28 protein-coding genes and 1 tRNA gene are annotated in these 25,539 nt (G+C 66.9%); 23 read left to right on the top strand and 6 right to left on the bottom strand.

The window, feature by feature from the left end:
* Together C448_RS07585 and C448_RS07575 are read left to right on the top strand one after the other, a co-directional pair.
* Positions 1–502 (top strand): thiamine-phosphate synthase family protein (locus C448_RS07585; protein ID WP_004053429.1); only part of this gene is annotated, 502 nt, incomplete at its 5' end.
* A gap of 586 nt (positions 503–1,088) precedes the next feature.
* Positions 1,089–1,697 carry a hypothetical protein gene (locus C448_RS07575; protein ID WP_004053425.1) on the top strand — a complete coding sequence of 203 codons (609 nt, stop codon included), beginning with the start codon at positions 1,089–1,091 and terminating at the stop codon, positions 1,695–1,697.
* A gap of 72 nt (positions 1,698–1,769) precedes the next feature.
* Here the strand turns inward: C448_RS07575 and C448_RS16905 are convergent, their stop codons facing one another.
* On the bottom strand, positions 1,770–1,901 hold the full coding sequence (locus C448_RS16905; RefSeq protein ID WP_275039127.1) for a hypothetical protein: 132 nt from the start codon (positions 1,899–1,901) through the stop codon (positions 1,770–1,772).
* 358 nt (positions 1,902–2,259) lie between these two features.
* On the opposite strand from C448_RS16905, the gene C448_RS07570 reads away from it, so the two are divergent.
* From C448_RS07570 to C448_RS07530, 9 genes are all read left to right on the top strand, one after another.
* Positions 2,260–2,661 carry a high-potential iron-sulfur protein gene (locus tag C448_RS07570; protein ID WP_004053422.1) on the top strand — a complete coding sequence of 134 codons (402 nt, stop codon included), beginning with the start codon at positions 2,260–2,262 and terminating at the stop codon, positions 2,659–2,661.
* A gap of 75 nt (positions 2,662–2,736) precedes the next feature.
* Positions 2,737–4,023, top strand: coding sequence for a right-handed parallel beta-helix repeat-containing protein (locus C448_RS07565; RefSeq protein WP_004053420.1), 1,287 nt, complete (start codon positions 2,737–2,739; stop codon positions 4,021–4,023).
* A gap of 1 nt (position 4,024) precedes the next feature.
* Complete coding sequence (locus tag C448_RS07560; protein ID WP_004053418.1) at positions 4,025–4,516, top strand: hypothetical protein; 492 nt, start codon at positions 4,025–4,027, stop codon at positions 4,514–4,516.
* Positions 4,517–4,739: 223 nt separating this feature from the next.
* Positions 4,740–5,642: an adenosylcobinamide-phosphate synthase CbiB gene (gene cbiB, locus C448_RS07555; RefSeq protein WP_004053416.1), complete on the top strand. Its 903-nt coding sequence runs from the start codon at positions 4,740–4,742 to the stop codon at positions 5,640–5,642.
* Positions 5,633–6,379, top strand: a complete 747-nt coding sequence (cobS, locus tag C448_RS07550; protein ID WP_049916148.1) for an adenosylcobinamide-GDP ribazoletransferase — start codon at positions 5,633–5,635, stop codon at positions 6,377–6,379. Before cbiB ends, cobS begins: the two co-directional genes overlap by 10 nt.
* Positions 6,379–6,918: an NTP transferase domain-containing protein gene (locus tag C448_RS07545; protein WP_004053412.1), complete on the top strand. Its 540-nt coding sequence runs from the start codon at positions 6,379–6,381 to the stop codon at positions 6,916–6,918. The genes cobS and C448_RS07545 overlap by 1 nt, the downstream gene beginning before the upstream one ends.
* A gap of 114 nt (positions 6,919–7,032) precedes the next feature.
* On the top strand, positions 7,033–8,040 hold the full coding sequence (locus C448_RS07540) for a threonine-phosphate decarboxylase (RefSeq protein ID WP_049916146.1): 1,008 nt from the start codon (positions 7,033–7,035) through the stop codon (positions 8,038–8,040).
* Positions 8,033–8,755 (top strand): adenosylcobinamide amidohydrolase, encoded by a 723-nt coding sequence (locus C448_RS07535; protein WP_004053408.1) that lies wholly within the window; start codon positions 8,033–8,035, stop codon positions 8,753–8,755. The genes C448_RS07540 and C448_RS07535 overlap by 8 nt, the downstream gene beginning before the upstream one ends.
* 48 nt (positions 8,756–8,803) lie before the next feature.
* Positions 8,804–9,502, top strand: coding sequence for a cob(I)yrinic acid a,c-diamide adenosyltransferase (locus C448_RS07530; protein WP_004053407.1), 699 nt, complete (start codon positions 8,804–8,806; stop codon positions 9,500–9,502).
* 42 nt (positions 9,503–9,544) lie between these two features.
* Here the strand turns inward: C448_RS07530 and C448_RS07525 are convergent, their stop codons facing one another.
* Complete coding sequence (locus tag C448_RS07525) at positions 9,545–10,513, bottom strand: M48 family metallopeptidase (RefSeq protein WP_239640545.1); 969 nt, start codon at positions 10,511–10,513, stop codon at positions 9,545–9,547.
* A 129-nt stretch (positions 10,514–10,642) separates the two neighbouring features.
* Between C448_RS07525 and C448_RS07520 the strand changes: the two genes are divergently transcribed.
* From C448_RS07520 to C448_RS07505, 3 genes are all read left to right on the top strand, one after another.
* Positions 10,643–11,227, top strand: a complete 585-nt coding sequence (locus C448_RS07520; RefSeq protein ID WP_004053401.1) for an LOG family protein — start codon at positions 10,643–10,645, stop codon at positions 11,225–11,227.
* 275 nt (positions 11,228–11,502) lie between these two features.
* Positions 11,503–12,615 (top strand): FecCD family ABC transporter permease, encoded by a 1,113-nt coding sequence (locus tag C448_RS07510; protein ID WP_004053400.1) that lies wholly within the window; start codon positions 11,503–11,505, stop codon positions 12,613–12,615.
* 152 nt (positions 12,616–12,767) lie between these two features.
* A complete protein-coding gene (locus C448_RS07505) occupies positions 12,768–14,081 on the top strand; it encodes an ABC transporter substrate-binding protein (protein ID WP_004053398.1) in 1,314 nt (437 codons plus the stop codon).
* A gap of 15 nt (positions 14,082–14,096) precedes the next feature.
* On the opposite strand, the gene C448_RS07500 is transcribed toward C448_RS07505, so the two are convergent.
* On the bottom strand, positions 14,097–14,375 hold the full coding sequence (locus tag C448_RS07500; RefSeq protein ID WP_004053397.1) for a DUF7521 family protein: 279 nt from the start codon (positions 14,373–14,375) through the stop codon (positions 14,097–14,099).
* Positions 14,372–14,743: a winged helix-turn-helix domain-containing protein gene (locus tag C448_RS07495; protein WP_004053395.1), complete on the bottom strand. Its 372-nt coding sequence runs from the start codon at positions 14,741–14,743 to the stop codon at positions 14,372–14,374. The genes C448_RS07500 and C448_RS07495 overlap by 4 nt, the downstream gene beginning before the upstream one ends.
* A 282-nt stretch (positions 14,744–15,025) precedes the next feature.
* Here C448_RS07495 and C448_RS07490 point away from each other — a divergent pair, with 282 nt between their 5' ends.
* From C448_RS07490 to C448_RS07480, 3 genes are read left to right on the top strand one after another with little or no spacing between them, the layout of a single operon-like run.
* Positions 15,026–16,447, top strand: a complete 1,422-nt coding sequence (locus C448_RS07490; protein WP_004053392.1) for a cytochrome ubiquinol oxidase subunit I — start codon at positions 15,026–15,028, stop codon at positions 16,445–16,447.
* Positions 16,440–17,441 (top strand): cytochrome d ubiquinol oxidase subunit II, encoded by a 1,002-nt coding sequence (gene cydB, locus C448_RS07485; RefSeq protein ID WP_004053390.1) that lies wholly within the window; start codon positions 16,440–16,442, stop codon positions 17,439–17,441. The genes C448_RS07490 and cydB overlap by 8 nt, the downstream gene beginning before the upstream one ends.
* Entirely contained in the window at positions 17,441–17,713 is a 273-nt protein-coding gene (locus tag C448_RS07480) for a hypothetical protein (protein WP_004053388.1), read from the top strand. The genes cydB and C448_RS07480 overlap by 1 nt, the downstream gene beginning before the upstream one ends.
* A gap of 25 nt (positions 17,714–17,738) precedes the next feature.
* Here the strand turns inward: C448_RS07480 and C448_RS07475 are convergent, their stop codons facing one another.
* A complete protein-coding gene (locus C448_RS07475; RefSeq protein WP_004053386.1) occupies positions 17,739–18,860 on the bottom strand; it encodes a ferritin-like domain-containing protein in 1,122 nt (373 codons plus the stop codon).
* Positions 18,861–19,102: 242 nt separating this feature from the next.
* Here C448_RS07475 and C448_RS07470 point away from each other — a divergent pair, with 242 nt between their 5' ends.
* The 4 genes from C448_RS07470 to artA all read left to right on the top strand — a co-directional run bounded on the left by C448_RS07470 (position 19,103) and on the right by artA (position 23,528).
* Positions 19,103–19,939 (top strand): NOP5/NOP56 family protein, encoded by an 837-nt coding sequence (locus C448_RS07470; RefSeq protein WP_049916158.1) that lies wholly within the window; start codon positions 19,103–19,105, stop codon positions 19,937–19,939.
* Positions 19,926–20,555, top strand: a complete 630-nt coding sequence (locus C448_RS07465) for a fibrillarin-like rRNA/tRNA 2'-O-methyltransferase (protein ID WP_004053381.1) — start codon at positions 19,926–19,928, stop codon at positions 20,553–20,555. The genes C448_RS07470 and C448_RS07465 overlap by 14 nt, the downstream gene beginning before the upstream one ends.
* A gap of 180 nt (positions 20,556–20,735) precedes the next feature.
* Complete coding sequence (locus C448_RS07460; protein WP_004053379.1) at positions 20,736–22,508, top strand: DUF7282 domain-containing protein; 1,773 nt, start codon at positions 20,736–20,738, stop codon at positions 22,506–22,508.
* 45 nt (positions 22,509–22,553) lie between these two features.
* The gene (gene artA / locus C448_RS07455; RefSeq protein WP_004053377.1) at positions 22,554–23,528 is read left to right on the top strand and encodes an archaeosortase A; all 975 of its coding nucleotides are present in this window, start codon (positions 22,554–22,556) and stop codon (positions 23,526–23,528) included.
* On the opposite strand, the gene dph5 is transcribed toward artA, so the two are convergent.
* Entirely contained in the window at positions 23,520–24,275 is a 756-nt protein-coding gene (dph5, locus tag C448_RS07450; protein ID WP_004053375.1) for a diphthine synthase, read from the bottom strand. The two genes, artA and dph5, sit on opposite strands and share 9 nt — an antisense overlap.
* A 96-nt stretch (positions 24,276–24,371) precedes the next feature.
* Between dph5 and C448_RS07445 the strand changes: the two genes are divergently transcribed.
* Together C448_RS07445 and C448_RS07440 are read left to right on the top strand one after the other, a co-directional pair.
* Positions 24,372–25,349: a class I SAM-dependent methyltransferase gene (locus C448_RS07445; protein WP_004053373.1), complete on the top strand. Its 978-nt coding sequence runs from the start codon at positions 24,372–24,374 to the stop codon at positions 25,347–25,349.
* A 64-nt stretch (positions 25,350–25,413) separates the two neighbouring features.
* Positions 25,414–25,488: transfer RNA gene (locus C448_RS07440), tRNA-Thr, on the top strand.
* Positions 25,489–25,539: the final 51 nt, after the last annotated feature.

Here is a 25,539-nt window from a genome sequence, read left to right as displayed (position 1 = left end):
GACGAACACGGCGGAGATCGCCGCCCACGTCCCGAAGGTCGGCACGAACGTCGCCACGGCGCTGCCCGAAGCGCCCGATGCGACCGCGGTCGCGGCCGTCCCCGGGCGCATCCACGCGGTCGGCGGGCGCGTGCTCGTTCCGGCACAGCCCGAGTTCGGGGCCTCACAGCACGTCGCCGAGACCCTGCTCGCCGCGATGGCGATCGACCCCTCCGTTCGGGGCGCGCTCAACCTCGCCACCTCCGACGCGCTGCTCGCGGCGGCCGAGGAACACGGCATCGATCCCTTGCGATTCGACGCGGATTACGAGAGCCGTGCCGAACACCTCCGCGAGCGCTTTCGTGAGCGCGGGGCAGTCCCGCGAGTCATCTACCACGAGGGCGCGTTCGGTATCGAACCCGTGACCTACCTCCTCGGCGCGGACGCGATCGAGGCCGCCGCGCTCGCCGGCGATCTCGTCGCGGCTGCCGACGGATTCGACGGTGCTGACGGCGCGTCCTGATCGACGGCCGCTGTCCTGCGAAAACTCGTCGCCGTTTCGGTAAGCATCGTCGATGCCGAGCAGGGATCGTGAATCCGTCCAGTCGGTAGAGTGCTCGCTCAGTCCTCGACCTCGCCGTCCTCCCAACCCTCGGAGAACACCCGATTGTCGTCGACGCCCAGCTCGTCGAGTTCGTCCTTCGTGTCGACGACCATCCCCGGAACGCCGCAGACGTAGAAATCCCTGTCGAGGTCGTCGAGACGGTCGTCGAGGCGATCCTGTATGTGGCCGGTCGGACCCGCCCAGTCCTCGTCGGAGAGCGAGTAGACGACCGACAGCTCGTCGTGTGCTGGCCAGGCTCGAAATCGAACGGCTCCTCGGCCTCGACGACGAACTGTTTCACCCGCGGGGTCATCCGGTGGATCGACGTGATCGTCGCCTCGAAGGGCATGTGCACGGGTCGGCCGCCACCGTCCTAAACGGCCGGCCTGCAGTATATCGTGATGATCACGCCGCCGGATTCGATCGGTGAAACATCCGTAACTACGTCCGACAGCTGAACTGTTCAGGCCAATACCATTAAGGCGATATCGGACACGGGAGGGGTATGGCAACAGTAACTGAACCGACGTCGTCCGTCGAGGAGATCTGGTTCGTCGTCAGGGCCGCGGGGTCGCGCTACGCGTTCACCGCCGCGGGATCGATTCTCGGACTTCCCGTCGTTGCCTTTCTCTCCGGGAGCGAAACGCTGCTGTTCTACGTCCACGTCGGGCTCGGGGCGTTCTGGTTCGGGCTCGACTATTTCTTCCGGTACGTGATGGCTCCCGCGCTCGACCGTGCCGGCCCCGAGACGGCCGCCGCGGTCATCCCGCATCTCACGCCGAAGATCATGGTCGTCGGCGAGTCGCTGACGCTCGGGACGATCGGTTCGGGAATCGCGCTCGCGTACCGCCTCGGCTACTGGTCCTCGCCGTCGATCTATCTCTGGGGCGCGCTCGGCGTGACGGGCGTCATGCTCCTCATCGCGTTCGGCCCGCTCCACTCGCTGCAGACCGCGATGCTCGTCGAACTGGCCTCGGCCGATCCCGACGGCGGGCGCGTCGGGCGGCTGAACGACCGCGCGCTGCACTGGCTCATGGGAATGACCGGTCTCATGCTCGTCGTCATCGCCATGATGACCGGTCTTCGTGGTCTCCTGCCGGCTGCCGGTGGCTGAACGACGCACGTAACTGTATCGAGAGAAAAACCCGTTCCCCTCACGGTGAGGGGACGGGACGCCCGCGGTGGCTTACGGGCCGGGTGTCGGCGACGGGTCGCCGCCACCGTTCAGGATGCGGTCGATCACCTCGTTGAGATCCGGCGCTCTCCCCGTACCGGAATCGTCCCGGCGCTGTCGTAGAGGCATGACTAGTCCCTCCATATGATAGTAGATCACACGGCGGGATAACGGTTGGGACGAGACGCGACAGGCCGACCCGGATCCGGGCCCGAACTGTGGTTCGATCGACTTCGACGACGCTCGTCGGCGCGGCGTCCGGGCTGCTCTCTCGATCGACTGTACGAAACGTTTTCGTGGATGGGCAGTCATTCACACCCACAGATGCGCTCAGTGTCCGTCGATCGAACGGTCGGAAAAAACATCACTGCTGCTCCGAGCCGGCGTTCGTATCGCGATCGAGCGAAACGAGCGAGGGATTGCCCGACGACCACTCGTCGACGGCCATCGTCGAATCCACACGGGATGGATTGGATGGGGCACACGAGGGGTGAGCTCCGATATGGACGATAGACGGACGTTCCTCCGGCTGATCGGTGGGGGCTCGACCGCCGTGCTTGCCGGCTGTCTGGGGTCCGACGCGGGCCAGTCCGGGGATGCGGACGCGACCACTGCCGACGACGATGTCTCGACCACCACCGCTCGCACCGGCGGAATGACGAACGGCTCCGTGCCGGCACGCTACGAGACGGCGACGGGTCTCAGCGATCGCCAACGCGATCCGTCGTCGCTCACCGCCAAGGACACCGTCGCCTACCAGTCGACCCCGAAGGATGGCCAGGGCTGTTCCGGCTGCCAACATTTCATCCCGGCGAAAGGGGACGACGAACTCGGTGCGTGCGTGCTGGTCGAGGGACGCATCCATCCCGACGGCTGGTGCAAGCTCTTCTCACCCACCGGCTAACAGTCGCCGTTCGGTAGCTGTGGCGGGGGAACTGTTATTACCGTTCGTTCGTGAAATATACGATCGGTGGTAGCGATGACCGAGGACACGAAACGACACCGACGCGAGGTCCTGAAACTCGGGGCTGCAGCGGGTGCGGCGGGGACGGTCGGTCTCGGGCGGATGGCCGTCGGCGCGGGCGATTCCCACACTACCCCGGCGGCGCTTCCCGACCGGGACCCGCCCCGCGAGTACGAGAACTATCGGACACGCCGCGTTCCGGAGGATCACGACACGATCCAGGCGGCGGTTTCGGCGGCGAACCCTCGCGATCTCGTGCTCATCGGCCCGGGGCGCTACACCGAGGAAGTCCGGGTGCTCGACACGCCGGACATCACGATCCGCGGGCGCGACCGGAACCGAGTCGTCCTCGACGGCGAGGGGACGCGATACAACGGGATCATCGCGCTGGCCGACGGCGTGGTGATGGAGAACCTGACCGCGACGGGCTATGCGTACAACGCCTTCTACTGGACCGGCGTCGATGGCTACCGGGGGAGCTCTCTCACCGCGGTCAACAACGGTGATTACGGACTGTACGCGTTCGATTCGGTCAACGGCCGCTTCGAGCACTCGTACGCGGCCGGCCATCCCGATTCGGGCTTCTATATCGGCCAGTCGAACCCCTCGCACGCACGTGTCGAGAACGTCGTCGCCGAGCGCAACGGGATCGGCTACTCCGGCACCAACGCCGGCGGTAACCTCGTTCTCAGAGATTCGGTCTGGCGGCACAACATGGGCGGCATCGTCCCGAACACGCTCGATTCGGAGGCGCTCGCACCGCAGTCGGCCATGCGCATCGAAAACAACGAGGTCCACGACAACAACAACGCCGACGCGCCGGCGAAGGCGTTCGGCTACGCGGCCTTCGGCACCGGGATCAACGTCGCCGGCGGGCGAGACAACGAGATCGTCGACAACGACGTCACCGGCCACATCAACTTCGGCATCGGTGCCGTTCCGATGATCGACGCGAACCTCTGGCGACCGGGCGGCAACCGTGTCCACGACAATCGCGTTGCGGACTCCGGTCGGGCCGATCTCGCTCTCGGCGCACCCGCCCGTGGCGGCAACCGCTTTGCGAACAACGACGTGTCGTCGTCCCGACCGGGTAGTCTCACCGACGACGGCATGCTCGGTGATCTCATGACCGACATCGGCGACCCATGGATAACGCTTTCGCTCGGCAAGCAGTATCTCCAAGCCGAACTCGGCGAGTACCCCCACGGTGACTGGCGCGACGGCCCCGCCCCACCCACGCGAAAACCGATGCCGAACCCCGAACGCCCGCCGCGCGAGGCCGTCGGGCCACGGAGGGACTGAGATGGCGAGCGATACCCGAGCCGACGATGCGGGCGGGCGCTCGCGCTCGGTTCGCCGTCTCGTCGGCGGACAGCGTCATTCGGCCCGAACCACCGCCCTCGCCGTCGTTCTCGCGCTGCTCTGTGGCGCGTACGCCGCGTGGCTGCTGGCGGATTTCGGGCTTCGCTGGCCCGCCCTGCTCGCCGTCGCGGTGCTCGCCGGTGTGTTCTTCTACTCCCGACGGACGCCGGCAGCGATGCTCGCGAGTGGGTTCTACGGCCTCGCCGTCCTCGTCGTGCTGACGCCGATCGTCCTCGATCTCGCGTTCGTGTTCGCCGCCGACGGCTACGGGATCACCCCGTGGCCGTTCGTCCTCTCGCTCGCCGACCTCGTCTTCCTCGGGGTGTTCGTCGCCCTCGCGCTGATACTGTCGGCCATCGGTTTCGTCATCAGTCGTCGAGCCGACGCCGGCAACGAGACCGACAGCGAGGACGCTGCCGTCCCGGAGGGCTGAGCGACGGGACAGTCATCCCAGTCTGCGCAACCATTGAACCGGTGGCGTCGTGCTGGCACTTGAAATTTCCACCGTCCCCGCGGCGGATCGCGCCACACGACCCAGCAGACACATATTTACCCGGCGCACTACCACCGTTCGACCAGACGACGATGTCAGGCGTCGCCCCGGACCCACGCGTTCGACCGTCACACGCCGATCGACCGGGTTGGTCGGGAGGACGATGGGGACGGTAGCGGTGGTGGCGCTCGGAACCGCAGCCGTACTGGATCTCGTTTTCGAGGAGTTCCCACGTCGAATCCATCCGGTTGCGCTGTTCGGACGGCTCGTCGGCCAGTTTGATCGGTCGTGGTCTCACCCGAAGTCGGTCGGTGCGGTCGTCGCCCTGGCGCTGCCGCTCGGGGCGGCCGCGATCGGTGGCGGGCTCACGGCTCTCGCCGACTCTTTGCATCCACTCGTCGGCGGGCTGGTCGTGGCGCTCGCGTTGTTCGCGACGACGAGCCTCCGGATGCTGCTCTCGGTGGCCGCCGACGTCGTCGGAACGATCGAGACCGACCCCGAAAGAGCCAGGACGACGATACGGGGGCTCGTCGGCCGCGACACGGCGACCCTTTCGGCTGGCGAACTCCGCAGCGCGGTCGTCGAGAGCATCGCCGAGAACCTCGCCGACGGGCTTCTTGCACCCCTCCTGGCGTTCGCACTCGGGGTGCAGCTCTCCCTCCCGGTGGCGGTCGCGGCCGCGATCTGGGTGAAGGCGGTCAACACGCTCGATTCGATGCTCGGCTACCGCTCGAAGCGGGTCGGCTGGGCGAGCGCCCGCCTCGACGACGCCGTCATGTGGCTTCCGGCCCGACTGAGTGCTGTGCTCGTCGCGCTCGCCGGCGGTTCGCCGATCGCGCTTGCCCGCGCGCGCCGATGGCACGGCGAACCCACCTCGCCGAACTCCGGCTGGCCGATGGCGGCGATGGCCGCGGTGCTCGACGTCGAACTCCGCAAGCCCGACGCCTACGTGTTGAACCCGGATGCTGGACTCCCGACGACGGCGGACGCGCGCCGCGGACTGCGAGTGATCGCCGTCGCGGGAGCGGTGGCCGTGCTGCTCACGGGGGTTGCCGCGTGGTGCTAAGGGCGCTCCGAGGTGCCCTCGGGTTCCTCTCGCGGCTCCCCGTCGGCCACGATGGCGATTCCTGGGAGGCGTTCCGCGCTACGCCGGTGAGCATGCCGCTTGCGGGCTACGTCGTCGGTGCGTTCCTCTTGCTCCCGATCGCACTCCCGGGACCAGCGCCGACGATCGCGTTCGCCTTCGTCGTCGCCGTCTATCTCGTCACGGGGATCAACCACATGGATGGGGTCATCGACCTCGGCGACGCGCTCGTCGTGCACGGCGGGCCGGACGAGCGCCGCGCGGTGCTGAAGGACACCGATGTCGGCGCTGGCGGTGCGCTCGCGGTCGCGATCGTGATCGCCGGGCTTCTCGCGGCCGGACTCGCACTCGCGGCGCTCCCGCTGCGGGCCGCGCTGCTCGTCGTCATTGCCGAGGTCGGGGCGAAGGGCGGGATGGCGCTGCTCGTCTGTTTCGGATCGGCACCGCACGACGGTCTCGGTGCGTCGCTCACCGGACGTTCCGGGTCGCGTTCGGCACCACTCGTTGTCGCGAGCACCGTTCCGGCAGCGATCCTGACCTGGCCGCGGATCGAGATCGCCGGGGCGATGCTCCTCGCCGCAGTGATCGTCACGCTCGGCTCGCTTCGCCTTGCACGGACGGCGCTCGATGGGGTGAACGGCGACGTTCTCGGTGCGACGAACGAGATCGCCCGAATCGTCGCGCTGCACGTGGGGGTGATCGCGTGGACGCACTGGTGATGTGTGGCGGTCGCGGCACGCGACTCGACAGCGACGTTGAGAAACCGCTCTACCAGATCGGCGGTCGACCGATGCTCGATCGCGTGCGCGGGGCGCTCGCCGACAGCCACATCGAAGCCGTCAGCCATGTAGTCTCGTCGCACACGCTACAGACACGCGACCATCTCGATCACGACGTCATCGAGGCTCCCGGCGATGGCTACGTCGCCGACCTCCAGTACGCGCTCGAACGGAGCGACCCACCCATTCTCACCGTCGCGACCGATCTCCCGCTGCTCGACGGTGCTGCCGTCGATCGCGTGCTCGATCGCCACGATACCGGCTCGCTCACGGTCGCCGTCCCCGCTGCGTGCAAACGACGACTGGGTGTCAGTATCGGAACGACGATGGCGGTCGACGGCGAAACGGTCGCACCGTCCGGGATCAATATCGTCGCGGAGGACGGAGAGGACGAGACGATCGTGATCGACGACGAGCGGTTCGCGGTCAACGTGAACCACCCGAGCGACGCCGCGGTCGCGGAGGCACTATTGCAATGAACACGACAGCCACGACGACGGACGATCGACGAACCGCCGAGCGAACCGTAATCATCGAGAGCGAATCGGACGATAGCGGTAGTGATCGTCGCGGCCGTAACCGGGAGGAACGACGTGCGGCCTGAGACGGTGCGGGAGGTCGGCCGGGAGCCACACGGCAGCAGCGACGACCCTGACATCGTTGATTTCAGCGCGAACACGAATCCCCACGTTCCGGACGGGATCGAGGACGTCTATCGCGAGGCGTTCGCCGATGCACGCTCGTATCCGGCCGAACCACCCGAGGAGTATCGCGCGACGGCGGCCGCCTACGTCGGTTGCGAACCGGCACAGGTGATCCCGACACCGGGTGGGCTCGCGGCCATCCGGGCGACGATCTCGCTCGCCATCGAGCCGGGCGAATCGGCGCTCGTTCCGTACCCGAGTTTCGCCGAATACGGGCGCGAGATTCGTCTGCACGACGGCGATCCTGAACTCGTCCCGCAGGCGGAACTGCTCGACGCCGACCCGACCGATCACGCGCTGGCCGTCGTCTGCAACCCGAACAACCCGACCGGCAACGCCTACGATCCCGACCGACTCGACGCGTTCGCCGAGCGCTGCCGGGCCGCCGGAACGACGCTGCTCGTCGACGAGGCGTTCCTCGGCTTCACCGATCGGCCGTCGCTCGCGGGCCGCGAGGGGGTCGTCGTCGCGCGCTCGCTCACCAAACTGTTCGGACTACCTGGCCTCCGCGCCGGTTTCGCGGTCGCGACGGGTGCGCTCGGCTCGGCGCTGCGGAACGCCAGACGAACCTGGAACGTGAGCGTGCCGGCGCTCGCGACCGGTTCGTTCTGCATGACCCGGGACGAGTTCGTCGCTGACACCCGCGAGCGAGTGTCCACCGAGCGCGAGCGGATGACGAAGGCACTCGGATCGAAATTCGACGTCCACCCCTCCGATGCGCCGTTCGTCCTGCTCGACGTCGGCGACAGATCGGTCGACGGGTTGTTGAATCGAGCGCGCGAGCACGGTCTCGCGATCCGCGACGCCACCACCTTCCGCGGGCTCGACTCGCACGTCCGCGTCGCCGTGCGACTCCCCGAGGAAAACGATCGTCTGCTGGAGGCGCTCGGTGTTTGAGGCGATGACGGCCGACGGCGTGTTCGGCCTTCGTCGGCCGGGCGCGCGCTGGCTCTCGACGGGCTGGAACGGCGGGTTCTCGCGAGCCGACGCCGCCTACAACGTCAGCGTGCCCGAAGGCTGGGAGCGCACGGATCTCGATTCCTACATCGACGAACGTCGGGAGCGAGCCGGGTTCGAGGTTCCTGGTCCGGCGCTACTGACCGGCGTCGAGCTGCAACACCTGCGAGGTGCGCGACTCGATCCCGTCGTGGCCTACGCGACCGTCGGGCTGTCGAACCCGGCGACGCTGCCGATGACACCGACCGAGGTAATCGACGAGCCGGTCGACGGATCGGCGGACGAACCGACGGACGAATCACCGCCCGTCGGCACGGTGAACCTCGTCGTCGCCACGACCCGGGATCTGGAACGGGCGACGCTCGCGAGCCTCCTCGGTACCGTCGTGGAGGCGAAGACGGCGACATTGCTCCCCACGACTGAGTTTTCGGGAACGACGAGCGACGCGGTGATCGTCGGTAGCGACGTCGCGGGCGAGCCGGCATCGTTCGCGGGCAGTGCGACTCCGGTCGGTGCCGCAGCGCGGGCGTGCGTTCGCGACGCGATCCGGGCGAGTTTTCGCTCGCGATACGCCGATCGGGGGGTTCCAGGATCGGTCGCCGATGCCGACCACGGCGTCGTGACCGATCGCCGTGCGGACGTCTTCGAACTCTGAATCGAGACGAGCAGAACCGTTAGGGAGGCGGCCCGCAGACGAGAGTCAATGAGCGACGGCGAGGATGACGGCGACCGTGAGGCACAGCACGGACGGACGCCGGGGCGTGGAGTGTCGCCGGCCGCCGAACCCATCGAGCCGGCAGCGCCCGACGAGTTCGGGCTGGTCCAGGTCTGGTGGGGCGACGGGAAAGGGAAGACGACGGCGGCGCTGGGGATGGGGTTCCGGGCGGCCGGCCACGGCTACCGGGTCCACATGCTCCAGTTCATGAAGGGTGGTGCCGCGAGCGTCGAGGCGACGCGCGGCGAGTACAATGCTATCGCCGCGATCGAGGGGTTCAGCTACGAGAACTCGGGCCACTACGGCTGGCACGGCTTCCTGGATGGGTCGGCCGACGACGAACACGCCGCGCGGGCACGCGGTGCGCTCGAACGCGCCCGCGACCTGCTCGCTGGGGCGGACGACGCCGATCTGACGTCACCGCTCGCGCTCGATGGGCCGGCGGCGGACGGCGTCCACATGCTCGTTCTGGACGAGATCCTGTACGCAGCCAATCAGGGGCTCGTCGAATCCGACGAAGTCGTCTCGCTCGTCGAATCGAAACCCGACGCGCTCGAACTCGTCCTCACGGGTGGTCACGAGGAACCGTCCTACATCGTCGACCGTGCCGATCTCGTCACGAACGTCCGCAAGGAGAAACACCCGTTCGACGCGGGCCATCGCGCCAGGAAGGGCACCGAATACTGACGGCGAACGTGCCTTTTCGGCTCGATTTCCATTCCGTTGGTGTCAGTCGATATCCACGCGATGCCATCCGGTCGATCCCTCGCCCCCGGCGGCGTTCGCGGCCTCGCGGACGCGTTCGACACGTTCGTCGGTCGGCGGGTGGCTCGCGAGCGCGCGTTCGGTCGGCGAGCGTTCGGTCTCCCGATCGCGCGACGGCAGCAGCCAGCCGAGCAGTCCCCGATCGGGTTCGTTCGCCCGCTGGATCTTCTGCAGCGCACGTGCGAGCGCGAGCGGGTCGTCGAGGATTGCCACCGCCCGCCGGTCGGCTGCGTACTCGCGACGGCGCGCGTACGCCTGGAGGGCGAGCGTCGGCGCGACGAGCAGACTCTTCACCAGTCGTTGCAGGCCGCTCCGCAGCCCGCTGCCAACGCTGTCGGGGCCACGCACTGGCCGGCCGACGATCAGCGAGAGTCCCCAGCCGATCAGCGAAACGACGATCACGAGCGGGACGAGCAGGATCAGGAGGAGCGACGTCACCGTCCGTAGCAGGCTCGTCGCCAACGTCCGCAGCAGGCTGTCGTAGCCTTCGAGATGGGCGAACTCGTGGGCGAGCACGCCTTCGAGTTCGGTCGGCGTCAGGAGTCGCACGAGCGACTGGTCGACGACGAGCGTGTCGCTGCCGAGCGCGAATGCGTTCGGCTGGCCGAGCCGTCCGAGATGGATCTCCGGGCGGTCGATCTCCATCCGTCGGGCCAGGCGATCGACGCTCGCGTGGACCTGCGGCGCACGTGCCTGCGTGAGCGGGGCCACGTCGAGCCGCGAGAGCAGCCGTTTCGAGTTCGTCCGATAGCCGAGATAGCCGAAGAGGAGCGCGAACCCGACGGCGACGAACAGCACCGAGGGGAGCGCGCCGTCCGCGAGCAGCGCACCGAACAGTTCCGAGCCGACGAGGACCCCGATGCCGGCGAGGGCGAGCAGCCACACCCCCGCCAGCACGGCGACCCCGCGCGGGCGACGGGACGACACTGACATGCCTCTCAGTACGTGCTGCGCACGCAAAACAGTTACCGAGTGTGGAGTGTGAAGCGTGTCTGCGTGCACAGGACGGAGACGGCGATCCCGAATCACACGCTACTTCGCCGTGCGGCGAGGAGGCGAGACATGGATCGGATCTGTGTCTACTGCGGATCGAGCAGCGGCGCGCGATCGGCTTATCAGGAGGCGGCCGTGAGCCTCGGGCGGACGCTCGCCGAGCGCGATCTCGGGCTCGTCTACGGCGGTGGCAACGTCGGACTGATGGGGACGGTCGCCGACGCGACGCTCGAAGCGGGCGGCGAAGCCCACGGTGTCATCCCCGACGGCCTCCGCGAGCGCGAGATCGCCCACGAGGGGCTCACCGAACTCGACGTCGTCGATTCGATGCACGAGCGCAAACGGCGGATGGTCGATCTGGCCGACGGGTTCGTCGCCCTCCCCGGCGGCTACGGCACGCTCGAAGAGTTCATGGAGGTACTCACCTGGACGCAGCTCGGGCTCCACGCGAACCCCTGCGGGCTCCTCGACGTCGCGGACTACTACGCGGGGCTGGCGACGTTCTTCGATCACCAGCGCGAGGAGGGGTTCGTGAGCGCCGACCACCGCTCGATCGTCCTGATCGAGGACGATACCGACGAACTGCTCGATCGGTTCGCCGACTACGAGGCACCGCCGCTGAAGAACGTCCTGGATAGCCCTGACGAGACCTGATCGCTTCCTCCCAGCCCGCCCGGTGACTACCGGATCGATCGATGGAACGAAACCGATATATGGTTTTAGGCTGGCCTAATTCACATGCAACACGAATCGGCGGCATATGGAGGTTCGGCGCAAATCGGCGAGAGAGCCACAGTGGGGAACGATTTCGACCCGAGCGCGACATTATGGCTGAACCCATCTCCCTCCGCCGAGAACGAACTCGTCGATCGCGACCGTGATCCAGGAACCGCTGTCGGGCACATCCCCGTCACGGCGGGGAGCTGATCGTGGCGAGCGAACCCGCCACCGACTCCGCTCGCTCCGCGCGCGAGCGCTGGCTCGGCTGGATCGACGGCTCGCTGCTCACGCTCGTCGTCGCGAGCGTCGCCATCACCGTGGTGGCCGGCCTGCTCCAGGTGAGCTTCGGCGCGTACTCGATGTCGATCGCACAGGCTTGGCAGGCGGTGTTCAATCCCGATGTACTACTGAACCCGCAGGCACTCGAAGCGTTCTTCCTGGGCGGCGAAATCCCCGAGATGGGTCGACGGAGCCTGATCGTCTGGAACATCCGCCTGCCGCGCGTGCTCGTGGGCGCGTTCGTCGGGATGAACCTCGCCGTCTCGGGTGCGATCTTCCAGGCCGTCACCAGGAACGAGCTGGCGAGCCCGTTCATCCTCGGTGTCTCCTCGGGTGCGGGCCTGATGATCCTGCTCACGCTCGTCGTATTTTCGGGGCTGTCGGCCGTCCTGCCGCTGATCGCGGCCATCGGTGGCGCAATCGCCTTCCTGATCGTCTATCTCATCGCCTGGAAGAACGGCACCTCGCCGATCCGGCTCGTTCTGGCGGGCGTGATCGTCAGCACGGTCTTCGGCTCGCTTCAGACGGGGATTTTCTTCTTCGCCGACGATCTCGGGGTGGTCCAGAGCGCGATCGCCTGGACGACCGGCTCGCTCACCGGTACTGACTGGGAACAGGTCCGGATGATACTGCCCTGGACCGTCGTCTCGATGGCGCTGGCGCTGGTCAGTGCTCGACAGCTGAACGTGCTCCTGCTCGGCGAGAGCACCGCGAGATCGCTCGGCATGAGCGTCGAGAAAGTCCGATTTGCCCTTTCAGGTGTCGCCGTTCTCGCGGCCGCCGCGAGCATCGCCGCCGCGGGGATCGTCGGGTTCGTGGGACTGATCGTCCCGCACATGGTCCGGAACATCGTCGGTAGCGATTACAAGAAGCTCGTCGTCGGCTGTCTGTTCGTCGGGCCGGCGCTGATGGTCGCCGCCGATGTCGGCGCACGCCTCCTGTTGAGCCCGGTCCAGATCCCGGTCGGCATCGTCACCGGACTGATCGGTGGCCCCTACTTCCTCTATCTGATGCGCAAACAGGACAGTCTGGGCGCGATCTGAGCCGTCCTCGTTCTACCCGCCGCGGTATCGACGCCGCTATCGACTGAAAGCGTTTTCCCGTCGCCTTCGCCGTTTTCCGACTTCCCCCTGCGAAATTTTTAGGCGCACCGAAAAACCGAAACGCATAACATGTTTTAGGCTGGCCTAAAGATATGGCGCACGACGATCCGACGGATGATGGACTGACGCGGCGAGACTGGATGAAACGCGGCGGCATCGCGGTCGCCAGTGGGCTGGTGGCTGGCTGTACCGCATCGAGCAGCGGGGGTGGCGGTAGCAACGGAAGTGAGGCCGGAAACGGGAGTGGAGCCGACGATCGGATCCAGTCCTCGACCGGAACGAGCGCCCAGGGAGGGACGACCCGGAGCGGATCGTACTCGGTCGCCATCGAACCGGTCGGCAGCGTCGAGTTCGAGCGACCGCCCGAACGCATCGTCGGTGGCTGGGGGTTCGTCGCCGACGTGCTGATGGCGCTCGGCCATGCCGACAGCATCGTCGGGCTCTCACGCCCGGGGTTCTGGTATCAGGGGTTCTACGAACTCCTCCCGTCGGTGAAGCCCCGCAACGTGGACGAGATCCCGAACACGGTGAGCAAGAGCTACAGCGTCAAACAGGAACTGCTCTACGAGCTCGATCCCGACCTGCTGGCGACCGACCCGAACAGGTTCATCGCGTCGTATCAGCTCGAACCGTCGAAGGTCTCGACGCTGGCGACGGACGTCGCGCCGTTCTTCGGCAACCTGAGTCGGTCGAAACGCGCGCCGAGCTGGCCGAACTGGCCCGATGGGAAATCCTATCGCTACTACTCGATCCCGGAGTTCGTCGAGCGCTACGGACGCGTCGTCGGCGAGCGCGAACGGGCGAGCGCGATGATCGATCTCTACGAGCACACGATGGACGACATCACCTCGCGAGTGCCGCCGAAGGACGACCGTCCCAGCGTCGGCCTGCTGAGCGCGTTCACGAACCCGGAGAACAAGGGCTACTTCGGCGTCATCGACCCGATTCCGAAACTCGACAAGACCTACGAGCTGAAACAGTACGGCGATCTCGGCGTCGTCGACGCGTTCGCTGACGAGTACGACAGCGAGAACGCCCATTACGATCTCAAGCTCGGCATGGAGGGGCTGCTCGACGTCGATCCCGACGTGCTCGTCTTCGACGAGGCGGTGAACGCGCTCGGCGGGAACAACGTCTACGGTAACGCCGACGCGTACGAGGGAATGCTCGAACTGCTCCGCACCGATCCCGTCGGCAAGCAGCTCGCCGCAGTCAAAAACGACCGGCTCTACCCCGGCGGAACGGGCTCGCAAGGACCGATCATCAACCTCTTCCAGACGGAGATGCTCGCCAAGCAGCTCTACCCTGACGAGTTCGGCGCGTGGCACGGCCTCGGTGAGATTCCCGCGAACGAACGACTGTTCGACCGCCAGCGCGTGGCCGACATCGTCAACGGAACTCTGTAACCGGGTTCGGTGGGCTCATTCGACGTAGAGCGAGTAGACGATCGCCGCGAAGCCGAACGCCGTGAGGACGCTGTTGATCAGTACCCCGGTACGGAGCCCGACGCCGAGCAGCTGGTGGGCGATCCCCGCGAGAAAGGCACCGACGGTGACGATGCCGAAGCCGACCGCGAGCGCGCGGAGCGACGGCGAACCGGTCCGACGGTGAGCCCTGTAGGCGATGTAGGCGATGGCGGTGCCCAGAACGAAGATCACGGTCTTGCTCACGACGATCGCGATCGATAGGGCTTGACTCACAGCTCGTCACCCATCTCGGACCACATGTCGGCGAGCCGTTCGTCGACGGTGCGTGCCGGCCGATCGACCGTCACATCGACCCCGTCGTCGGTGATGGTGACGTCCAGACCGTCCGCGTCGCGCTGGTAGCGCGTGATGCGCCCCCGCTCGGGATGGACATCGTGGAACTCGCGGACGAGCGTGGCCCGGCTCACGAGATCCAGCTTTCGGTACACCGTCGATTCGGCGATGTCACAGGCATCGCTGAGTTCCTTTGCGGTCATGGGTTGAGAGGCCTCCCGGAGAATGGCTCGGCAGTCGGGATCGTCGAGCGCGTCGAGAACGACCTGCACCGGCGTATCCCCGTCGTCCGGCGGTGCAGGTCCCATTGTCGATCCGTGGCTCGCGGTCGGAATAGGCTACCCGATTCGCCGATCCGGATGGGTGGTTCGTCCACATCGAACTGATAACCCTGGCCTAATGTCTAACAATTGTGCACACGACTCACGACAGCGGCCGTCTCGTTTCCCACGGAATGGGAATCGCCCGTCAGTTGACCCCCCTGTATCACCAACTGTCGATCATGAACGCGTCTCGAACCGCCCCCACGTGGGGATCACCGACCAGCGACCGCCGACACGCCTCGCCGCCGCAGCCGCGGGTGAGCCACGATGGTTGATCCAGTCATCGCGAGCCGGCTCCAGTTCGCGCTCACCACCATCGTCCACATCATCTTTCCGGTGGTGAGCATGGGGCTCGCGCCGTTTCTCGTCTACTTCACCTGGAAGGAGGTCAGAACAGGAAAAGCCATCTACGAGCAGCTCCGGCGGTTCTGGACGAAGATCTTCGCCGTGAGCTTCGCCGTCGGCACGGTCACCGGGCTGGTGCTCGAATTCGAGTTCGGTACCAACTTCGCGGCTTTCTCGACGATCGCCGGCGAGCTGTTCGGCGGCCCGCTCGCGCTCGAAGGGATGATGGCGTTCATGCTCGAAGCCACCTTTCTCGGGATCTTCGTCTTCGGGCGCGAGCGCGTCTCGAATCTGGTCTATTTCGTTTCGAGCGTCGCCGTCGGGCTCGGAACCTGGCTATCGGCCACCTGGATCCTGATCGCCAACTCCTGGATGCAGACGCCGCGCGGGTTCGAGATGGTGATGGAGAACGGCCAGTCGGTCGTCAACCTCGTCGATCCGATCGCCGCCTATCTCAACCCGCGATTCCCGTGGATGTTCGTCCACATGCAGAACGCCGCCGTCGAGTCCGTCGCGCTCCTGATGGCCGGCATCGCGGCCTACTACGTCTTCCGCCATCACGTCTGGGAGAACCCGATCCAGCATCCCGATTTCTGGGAGAAGACGCTCAAGGTGGCGCTCGTCGTCCTGCTCATCACGGCCCCGATCCAGGCGATCCAGGGCGACGCCTACGGCCGCCACGTCGCCGACACCCAGCCCCAGAAGTTCGCCGCGATGGAGGCGGTCTGGGAGACCGAATCCTACGTGCCGGAGTATCTCATCGCCGTGCCGACCGACCTCGACAGCCTGTTCGACCCGCGGGCGAAGGAGCTGTTCGGCATCGGTATCCCCGGGATGGCGTCGTGGCTCGCCAGCGGCGGCGACGCGGAGGCGACGATACGCGGCCTGGAGTCGTTCCAAACCGAAGCGCCACCCGTCGCGATCGTCTTCTGGGCGTTTCGCATCATGGTCGCGCTCGGCTTCTGGTTCATCCTGCTCGCGCTCTGGGGGGCCTACCGCTGGTGGCGCGGCGAGCTGCTGGAGGACGATCTCCTCCACAAGGCGCTGATGGGCTCGTCGCTGCTCGGCTTCCTCGCTGTCGAGGTCGGCTGGATCGTCACCGAGGTCGGCCGCCAGCCGTGGGTGATCCAGGGCGTGTTGAAGACCACCGACGGCGTTTCGCCCGGCCTGACGGGTGCCGAGGCGACGTTCACGCTGGCCGGCTTCGCCGGCGGTTACGCGCTCTTGCTGCTCCTCTACACCTACGTCGTCGTCCGTCTCATCAGGAGCGGCCCACCGTCGCGCGACGAACTCGCCGCAGTCGAATCGCCGACGACGGAGGAGGCGGTGAGCGTCGATGACTGAACTCGCTACGCTCGCGAGCGAGCCGCTGTTCGGCCTGCCGCTCGCCGACCTGTGGTTCGCGCTCGTCTTCTTCATCTTCGGGACATTCCTCTTCCTCGACGGGTTCGATTTCGGCGTCGGTGTGCTGTTCGCGACCAGATCTAGCGAGGACGAAAAGGGGCGACTGCTCGACGCTATCGGACCGTTCTGGGACGGCAACGAGGTCTGGCTGGTCGTCTTCGGCGGGGCGCTGTTCGCGGCGTTCCCGTCGATCTACGCGAACCTGTTCAGCCGGCACTACCTGCTGATGTTCGCCATCCTCGCCGCGCTCGGACTGCGCGGGCTCGCCCCCGAGATGTACGAACAGCGTGACGACGCGACCTGGAAGACGTGGTGGGGCCGGGCGTTCGTCGTCGGCAGTCTCGCGACGCCGTTCCTGATCGGCCTGTTCGCGGCGAACTGGCTGCTCGGCGCGACGACGATCGTCACGCTCCCGGGCATCGTCGTCGGGCTCGCGGTCGTCGCGCTGACGGTCGTCGACGGCGTCGCCTTCTTGCGGCTGAAGACGCGCGGCGAGCTGCGCGAGAGCCTCGCGACCGATGGCTATCGCGCCCTCGCCGCCTATCTCGCGCTCGTCGTGATCGCGCTTGGCGCGCTCTACGCGACGACGCCCGGGCTGCGCTCGGCACTCCTCTCGCCGCTCGTCGTCGGGCTGGTCGTCGCCACGCTCGTGTTGGCGGGCGGGTACGCGCTCGCGACCGCGCGCGACCGCTACTACCTCGCGTTCATCGCCGTGGCGGGGCTCGTCTTCAGCCTCGTGGGCGTCGTCGCCGGATCGATGTATCCGCTGATCGATCGGGCGAGCGGTCTCGCCGTCGAGGACGCCATCGTCTCGACGCTGCCGCTCAACGTCATGACGATCGGTGCCGGACTCCTGCTCCCGCTGATCTTCGTCTACTTCGGCGTGCTCTACTCGGTGTTCAGCGGCCCGATCGAGGCGGGTGAGTCATACTGATGGATCGCGACGACCGGATCTCCGACGACGGTTCCCAAACCGAGGAAGAGACGTCAGATGACCCGTCGACGCCGAACCTGCTCTCGCGGATCCTGGTGACGTGGATCGAACTCATCGTCGTCGCGATCACTGGCGGGCTGGCCGGGGCGTCGATCGGCGGTCCGGTGGGGTTCATCCTCTCGCTCGCCACGGCGCTGCTCACCGTTGCGATCGTATTCCACAACGTGAACGAACTCATCAAAGAATGGCTGCGTTTCGGGCAGGGCGGGTAACCCTGCTATCGGTGTCGGGGCGCGCTCACTCGACGGTGATCGACGCGTCGTCGACGACCGCCTCGCCGTCCTGCGTGTAGGCTCCGTCCGCCTCGCCGCCCGAGGTGAGGAAGTCGTAGGTGCCGTTGCCGTTGGTGTCGAGATGCGGCATGGCGATCAGCGTCTGGTCTCCCTGCAGGCTCGACTGGTCGTAGTCGCCGCCGGGGACCTCGGCGTAGAGCGGGATCTCGATGTCCATCGCCGTGCCGGCGTCGTAGGCATCGGAGACGCCGATGACGCTGCCCGCGACGTTGCCGTCGAGCAGGCTGCTGTCGTGGATGGCGACGAAGCCGCCGTCCGGTAGTGCTGCCGAGGCGACCGTGACGCTCGATCCGTCCGAGTGCTGGTCGTCGAACGTCGCCGACGCCATGTCGGGAGCGTCCTCCTCGCTGACGATGAACTGCTTGGCGATCGGCAGGACCTCGTCCATCGTGCGTGCGGGGTTGAACGCGTTGGGCGCGGGCCGCTGGAGGTTCAGCAGCTGGAAGTAGGTCTGGTGGTTGGCCTCCACACTGTGGATCGACAGCGCTGGCGGGATGATATCCGGATTCGAGATGAGCGGTGCCGCGCCGGCGTAGGCGGAGACGCCGACGGCTTCGAGGCGGTCGGCGACCGCGATGAACTCCGTGATCGACGAGTACGGGAACTCGTAGTTCGCGGGCTTGACGGGCGTCCCGCCGAGGTCCTTGATCGTCTTGCTGAGCGCGTCGACGTGGGCCTCCTCGTGGTCACGGACGTCCTGGATCTGCTGATAGACCGAATACTGTAGCGTCTCCCGGTCGAAGTAGTTCGCGACCTCCGAGCGCTCGACGTCGTTCTCCGAGTAGTTGTCGAGGAAGTCGTTGTAGTAGGCCGCCTCCAGATGTTCGAGCGTGAGCGCGTAGTTCAGGACGTCGATGTCGCTGACGTCGTCGCCACCACTGCTGTCACCGTTACCGTCGTTGGCGGCCGCGACGCCGCTGCCGACCGCGCCGAGTGCGGCCGTGCCGACGCCGACCTTCGCCGCATCGCCCATGAATCCGCGCCGCGAGCGTAGTTGATCGCTTACCTGTCCAACGAAATCGAGAACGCCGTCCGAATCCTCTCGGATAGTATCGTCATCTGTCATGGTACTCTCGTGCGTCGCCGCACGGACTATTGTTCGCCGACATCCCTTATGAACGTATGCCAGAAATGGACCCAAATTCGTTCGTGTTCCGTCAGCAGAACGTATCTCACCGGTACGAACGACCAATGCGTGTTGTACGATGATCGTCGATGTACCCCACCATCGCGCTCGACGGTCCGTGGGTCGTTGTTCGACGTGGCGCGTACCGGACCCCTTTTCGCCGCCGATCGGTTATGGCGGCCATGAGCGAGGGATGGTTCGCCGGTCTCGCGACCGATCAGGTGGGTGCGGAGCGCGTTCGCGAGGGGAGCGCCGATGCGCCGGATGCATGGCCCGACCGGGCGATCGAGGCGGGCATCGTCACGAGCGAGGAGGCGTACTACGACCGCCTGCACGAGGCGACGACTGCGGCGGCTCGCACGGCGATGGAGGAGTGCGAGCGCGCCGACGATCAGCAGGTGATCCACGCCGTGCGCGCGATGGACGACGCCGGACGGATGGCGAACGAACTCGCCGAACGCGTCGCCGAATGGGCCGGGAGCCGCGACGCGGAATCGGGGACCGGTATCGACTACTGCCGTGAGCTCGCTGCCACCGATCCCGCGGAGCCGGCCGACGAACGGCTGGTCTCCCTTGCCGAACGGGCGATCGAGCTTGACGACGAACGCGACGCGCTCGAACGGTACGTCGAGCGAGTAGTTAGGGACGCCGCGCCGAACCTCGCGGCGCTCGCCGGGCCGACGCTCGCGGCACGGCTGCTCGCGCTCGCCGGCGGGCTCGACTCGATGGCGAAAACGTCGAGCAGCACGGTGCAGGTCCTCGGCGCGGAGGAGGCACTGTTCGCCCACCTTCGCGGGCAGGCCCCCTCACCGAAACACGGTGTCATCTACGTCCACGAGTACGTTCGCGGCACGCGCCCCGAAAAACGCGGCTCGGCGGCGCGCGCACTCGCCGGCAAGCTCACGATCGCCGCACGGATCGATCACTACGCCGGCGATCGCAGACCGTCGCTCGAAGCCGATCTCGACGAACGGATGCGCCGGATCCGTACCGGCGGGGAGGACGATGGCGCTGCCTGACGGGGTGCAGTACCGCACGTTCGACGGCGAGGAGCGCCTCGCCACCCGGGGCGAAGCAGTCTACGGCGAGCCGGTCGTCGACGGCTGGCGGGCGTGGGACGCTCACCGCTCGAAACTCGGCGCGATGTACGAACTCGGGATGAAGCCGGGGCTCGACGACGACGATCGCGTGCTCTACCTCGGTGCGGCCAACGGTACGACCGCCAGCCACGTCGCTGACGTCGCCGGGCCGACCTACGCCGTCGAGTTCGCCGCCCGGCCGATGCGCGATCTCCTGTCGGTCGCCGAGACGCGCGGGAACCTGTTTCCGTTGCTCAAGGATGCCAGGAAACCCGAAACGTACGCGCACGTCGTCGAGGACGGTCTCGATCTACTCGTTCAGGACGTCGCGACGCGCGGGCAGGCACGGGTCGCGCGGGCGAACCGGCGATTCCTCCACGACGACGGCCGACTCTGTCTGGCGATCAAAGCCAGAAGCGAGGACGCGACGCGCGAACCGGACGACGTCTTCGACGATGCGCTCGACGATCTCCGCGAGGGGTACGAGATCCTCGACAGCCGCCGACTCGACCCGTTCCACGCCGACCACCTCGCGGTCGTCGCCACGCCACGTTGAGCGATCGATGTCGCCGGACGGCACGCCTTCCACCACAAAGCACTTATAAGGGGAGTCTATCCTTTCAGCCATACGCCGAGCAACGATGCCAGGTCAGCATGCCCGCTTCCGGTCAGCGCACCGGGATCCCTCGATAGCCCATCCCGTATCGCCGACGAGTACGGAGTACCGACAGCGTGCGTGGCGACCGTGACCGACCGCTCCGGACTCGTCCTCGTGGTGGTCGTGGTTCTCGCCGCGTTCGTCGGTGCGATGCCAGCGGCAGCACAGGATGTCGGCAATGCGACCGATCGCCCGACGGCATCGTTCAATCAGTCGACGGTGAACGAACAGCGCGGCGACATCGCCGCGATCGAACTCGATCTCTCCGGGACGACGAACGCGACCGTTTCGGTCGGCGGCGAGGCGGTCAACTACGCGGCGAACGTCACCGTCAACGACAGCAACGGTGACGGGCGTGTGACGCTGTTGATGAACACGTACATCGCCGGTCTGGACACCAATGACTCGGTGTACGGGGCCACCGCGGGCGATGCGGTCGTCGGCACGAACCGAACGACCGCCCCGCTCGATAGCCCGCTGGAGACGAGTCAGTACAACCTCTCGGTGGCGGTCGACGACCGCCGGACCGACACGGCCACGCTCGCGCTCACCGAGCGCACGGCCGGCGAGCTCATCACCTGGACCGCACCGGCGGCGAGCTTCGACAACGCGACGAACGCGAGCGAGGTCGCCGCCGCCGTCGACAACGGCCGCATCACCGCGTCCGATTCGGTCGCCGTCGGCGACGTGTCGGTCAACCAGATCAAGCTCTCGGGGATCTACGGCGCGCTCGCGGTTTCGAACGTCACGGAACTGCTCCGCAGCGGTGAGCTGGATTTCAGCATGGTGCAGACGAACCCGTCGACGAACCGCCCGCCGAAACGCCTCGATCTGAATCGGAGCCTCGCGAACGACTCGATCCGCGTGGTGCCCGACCCGCGCAACGACGTGCTCTACGTCAACGTCGACACGAGGGCGGCGATGTTCGACAACGGAACGCTCTCGGCCGGCGATCGCTTCGAGAGCACGCTCACCATCGACGGCGAGAGCACGCTCGCGGACGCCGACGAGTCGGTGAGTGCGAACGTCACGTTCGTCGGCACCGAGGTCGGTCTCGCCGACCCGTCGCTGGCCGCCGGTCCGAACCAGACCGTCTCAGGCACGACGAGCGTCGCGCCCGGTAGCGAGGTGAGGGTCCGCATCCAGCGCAACGGCAGCAGTTCGATCGTCAAGACCAACACGACGCGGGTGAAGCCGAACGGCTCGTTCGACACCTCGTTCAACCTCTCGTCGGTCGCGCCCCGGAGCACGGTCACCGTGCGGGCCGAAGGACCGCTCGGCACCGGTGACCGGATGAACACGACCGTCGGCCCGTATCGACCGAGCGGCACGCCCGACGGCACCGCAGCGCTCGCGGTCCCCGACCAGACCACCACCGGCGAGACGGTGATGGTCAGGAACGCGACGCTGCCCGATGGCGGCTTCGTCGTGGTCCACGCGGCGAACGCCTCGTCGGACCCGCTGGGAAGCGTCCTCGGCGCGTCAAGCTATCTCGAAAACGGCACCACCGAGAACGTCACCGTCTCGCTCTCCGAGCCGCTGGCCGAAGACACGCGCGTCGTCGTAATGGCCCATACCGACAGCAACGACAATCAGGTGTACGACTTCAGCAGCTCCAACGGGGGCGAGGACGGGCCGTACACGATCAACGGAAGCGCCGTCACCACGGGCGCGCAGTTGGCGATCGTCGAGACGACGACCATCGAAACGACGACCGCCGAAACCCCGTCGGGAACCACGGCAGCGACGGCGGACGCGAACGGGACGACCGACGGGAGCGGTCCCGGGTTCGGGATCGTCGCTGCGCTGCTCGCGCTCTCGCTGGCCGGGCTGGCGTGGCGGCGGCGCTGAGGCCAACGGCAAAAGCTATACTGCCGATCGTCGTAGAGTCGGCGAATGATCGACGGACTGCTCGCCGCGCTCGCGTGGTTCGGCAAGTTCTCCGATCCGCTGGCGTGGCTGTCCGTGCTCGCCTTCAGCGCCGGCGGCGTGCTCTCGTGGCGTGACAGCCGCTTCGCCCGGCCGGTGACGGTCGCCGCGTGGCTGCTGTTCGCCGTCTTCTGGCTCTCGGTGTTCCATCACTTCGCGTTCGTCCAGAAGAGCTTCATCGAGGGGATCGGGGTGCTCGTGGCGATCCCGGCGAGCGTCTACGCTGGCCTCCTGCTCGCCCGTGGGCGTGACTCGCTGTTCGTACTCTCGCGGGCGGTCGCCGCGATGGGTATCATCTTCTTCCCGTTCGAGACGATCACCGCCCTTCAGGAGTTCCTCATCGAGAGCGTGACGAGCCAGACTGCCTTTCTGATGGAACTCATCGGCGCGGAGCCGACGGTCGTCTCGGGGGCGATGGTGCCGGACGGAACCTACCCCGCCTATCAGAGCACGTTCTGGTTCGCCGACGGCGGCCACACGATCACCTACACCATTCTGATCGCCTGCACCGGCATCGGCAGCATGGCCATCTTCGGCGGGCTGATCGCCGCGACGTCGGCCCCGCTCTCGCGCAAGCTCCGCGCGCTCGCCGTCTCGATCCCGGTGATCTACGCGCTGAACCTCGTCCGCAACGTCCTCATCGGGCTCGGCTTCGGCCTCCAGAAGTTCCACGTCTTCCCCGACATCGTGATGGGTCTGTTCGGCGCGAGCGACCCGTACAAGGTCTCGTATTTCATCGTCGATCGCGTGCTCGCCCAGAGCCTCTCGGTGCTGGCGCTCGTCGCCATCACCTGGGTCGTCGTCCGCGAACTCCCCGAGATCATGGTCGTCATCGAGGACGTGCTGTTCATGGCTACCGGCACGGAGTACGACCTTCAGGATGCGCTCGGGACGACGGTTCGCGCCGACGGCGGCGTCACCGAAACCGACAGTTCAGAGTAGCTCGGGCGGTGCGTCCGCGAGCGCTTCGAGCGCCTCGCGTTCGAGATGGTGGAGCTCGCCCGGAAGCACGAGCAGGTGGAGCGGGTCGCCGAACGCACCCCCCGCGAGCGCCGACAGTCGATCGGCGACCACGAGCGGCTCGGGACTGCCGGCACGGGCGACGACGACTCCCAGCCCATCGAGTTCGGGCGCGAGCCGCGCAGCGGCGACATCGGCGCTCATGTATCGCCCCTCGGCGGCCTTGATATCGAGATAGCAGAGCGTGTGGAGCCCACGATCGCGGTTGCCCTCGATCGTTTCGACGACACTCTCGGGAATCGGTCGGTCCCGGTAGGCGAAGGGGATCGTCGTCGCCTTGCCGAAGCGGTAGTTCTGGAGGCCGGTGAGCGAGCCCGCGGCGGTCTGAGCGGTCGTTCCGTGGACGATCCGCGTCTCGATGCCACGCTCGTGGGCGCGAAGCCGGAGATCCGTATGCGTCGTCGAGACCATCGGATCGCCGGCGACGAGAAACACTGTCGAACCCGCTTCGGCCGCATCCAGGATCGGTGCCGGCTCCTGTTCGACGCCCGCTCGATCGCGGACCTCGATGGCGATCCCGTGATGGGATTCGAGTTCCTCGATCGTGGTCCCGACGAGCCTGCTGGTGTAGAACTCGGCGAAGACACGATCGGCGTCCCGGAGCGCTTCCTGACCCTGGACCGTGATCGAGCGCTCGTCGTAGAGACCGAGCCCGACGAAGGTGAGCATTGGCCCGCCTCGGGCGGCGGGCGGATTAAACGATTCGCACCGGGGACCACCGCATCGAAACGCCACGCTTAGGCCGTCCCGGCGGCGACTGCGGGCATGGAACTGCCGTGCGTCCGCGCCGCGCGCGAGAACGGCGAAACCGTGCGGGCGGCGCTCGCCGAGCACGAACTCGTCGATCGCGACCACGAGATCACCGTCGTCGACGGATCGATCTTCATCCCCGTCACCGACAGCGAGGCGGTTCCCGACGAGTACGCGGTCGTCACACACGACGCACCGGTACGCGAGACGCAGGAGATGCCCGCGGACATCCTGGGCTTCGAGCCGACCTACGAGCGCCTCGGCGACGTCGTGCTCGTCGACGAGGACGATCCCGAGCGCGCCGAGCGGATCGCGGCGGCGGTGATGGAGTCGGCGCTCCCCGTCGAGACGGTGCTGAACCGTGCCTCGAAGGTCACCGGCGAGTTCCGCACCCGCGAGTGGGACCACCTCGCCGGCGGCAGCACCGAAACCGTCCATCGCGAGTACGGCTGCGAGTTCGCCCTCGACATCGCCGAGGTGTACTTCTCGCCCCGACTGGCGACCGAGCGCCACCGCGTGACCGAGAAAATCGCGGCGGACGAGCGAGTGGTCGACATGTTCGCCGGCGTCGGCCCGTTCGCGATCCCGGCGGCCAAGCGTGGGGCGGCAGTCGTCGCCGTCGATCTGAACCCCGTGGCCGTCGACTACCTCCGCGAGAACGCACGGCGCAACGACGTCGCGGAGCGGGTCACGGCCATCGAGGGCGACGTACGCACGGTTGCCGAGGAGTACGAGGGCTGGGCCGATCGGCTCGTCATGAACCTGCCCCACAGCGCCGACGAGTTCCTCGACGCGGCGGTGCGCCTCGCGAGCGACGACTGCCTGCTCCACTACTACGACATCCAGCACGAGTCGGACCCCTACGGCCCCGGCGAGCGCGCGATCCGTGCGGCCGCCGAGGAGTACGAGGTCACGGTCGAGACCCGCCAGTCGGTGCGCTCGTACGCGCCCCACGAGCTGAACGTCTGCCTCGACGTGCGACTGCGCGGGTGACCGATCGCGGTCGGTCACGGCGATTCGCAACGATTATACCGTTCGTGGGCGCAGTTGGAAGCAGGCCGGTGTAGCTCAGACTGGCTAGAGCGAATCCTTCGTAAGGATTAGGCCGAGGGTTCAAATCCCCCCACCGGCTTACAAAAGTTTTGAGATACAGGCAGAAAGATAAATTACCCCACAACACAAA

It is taken from the genome of Halococcus morrhuae DSM 1307 (assembly GCF_000336695.1).
In the GTDB taxonomy this organism is placed as follows: Archaea; Halobacteriota; Halobacteria; order Halobacteriales; family Halococcaceae; genus Halococcus; species Halococcus morrhuae.
This window is presented reverse-complemented; position numbering and strand designations above follow the sequence as displayed.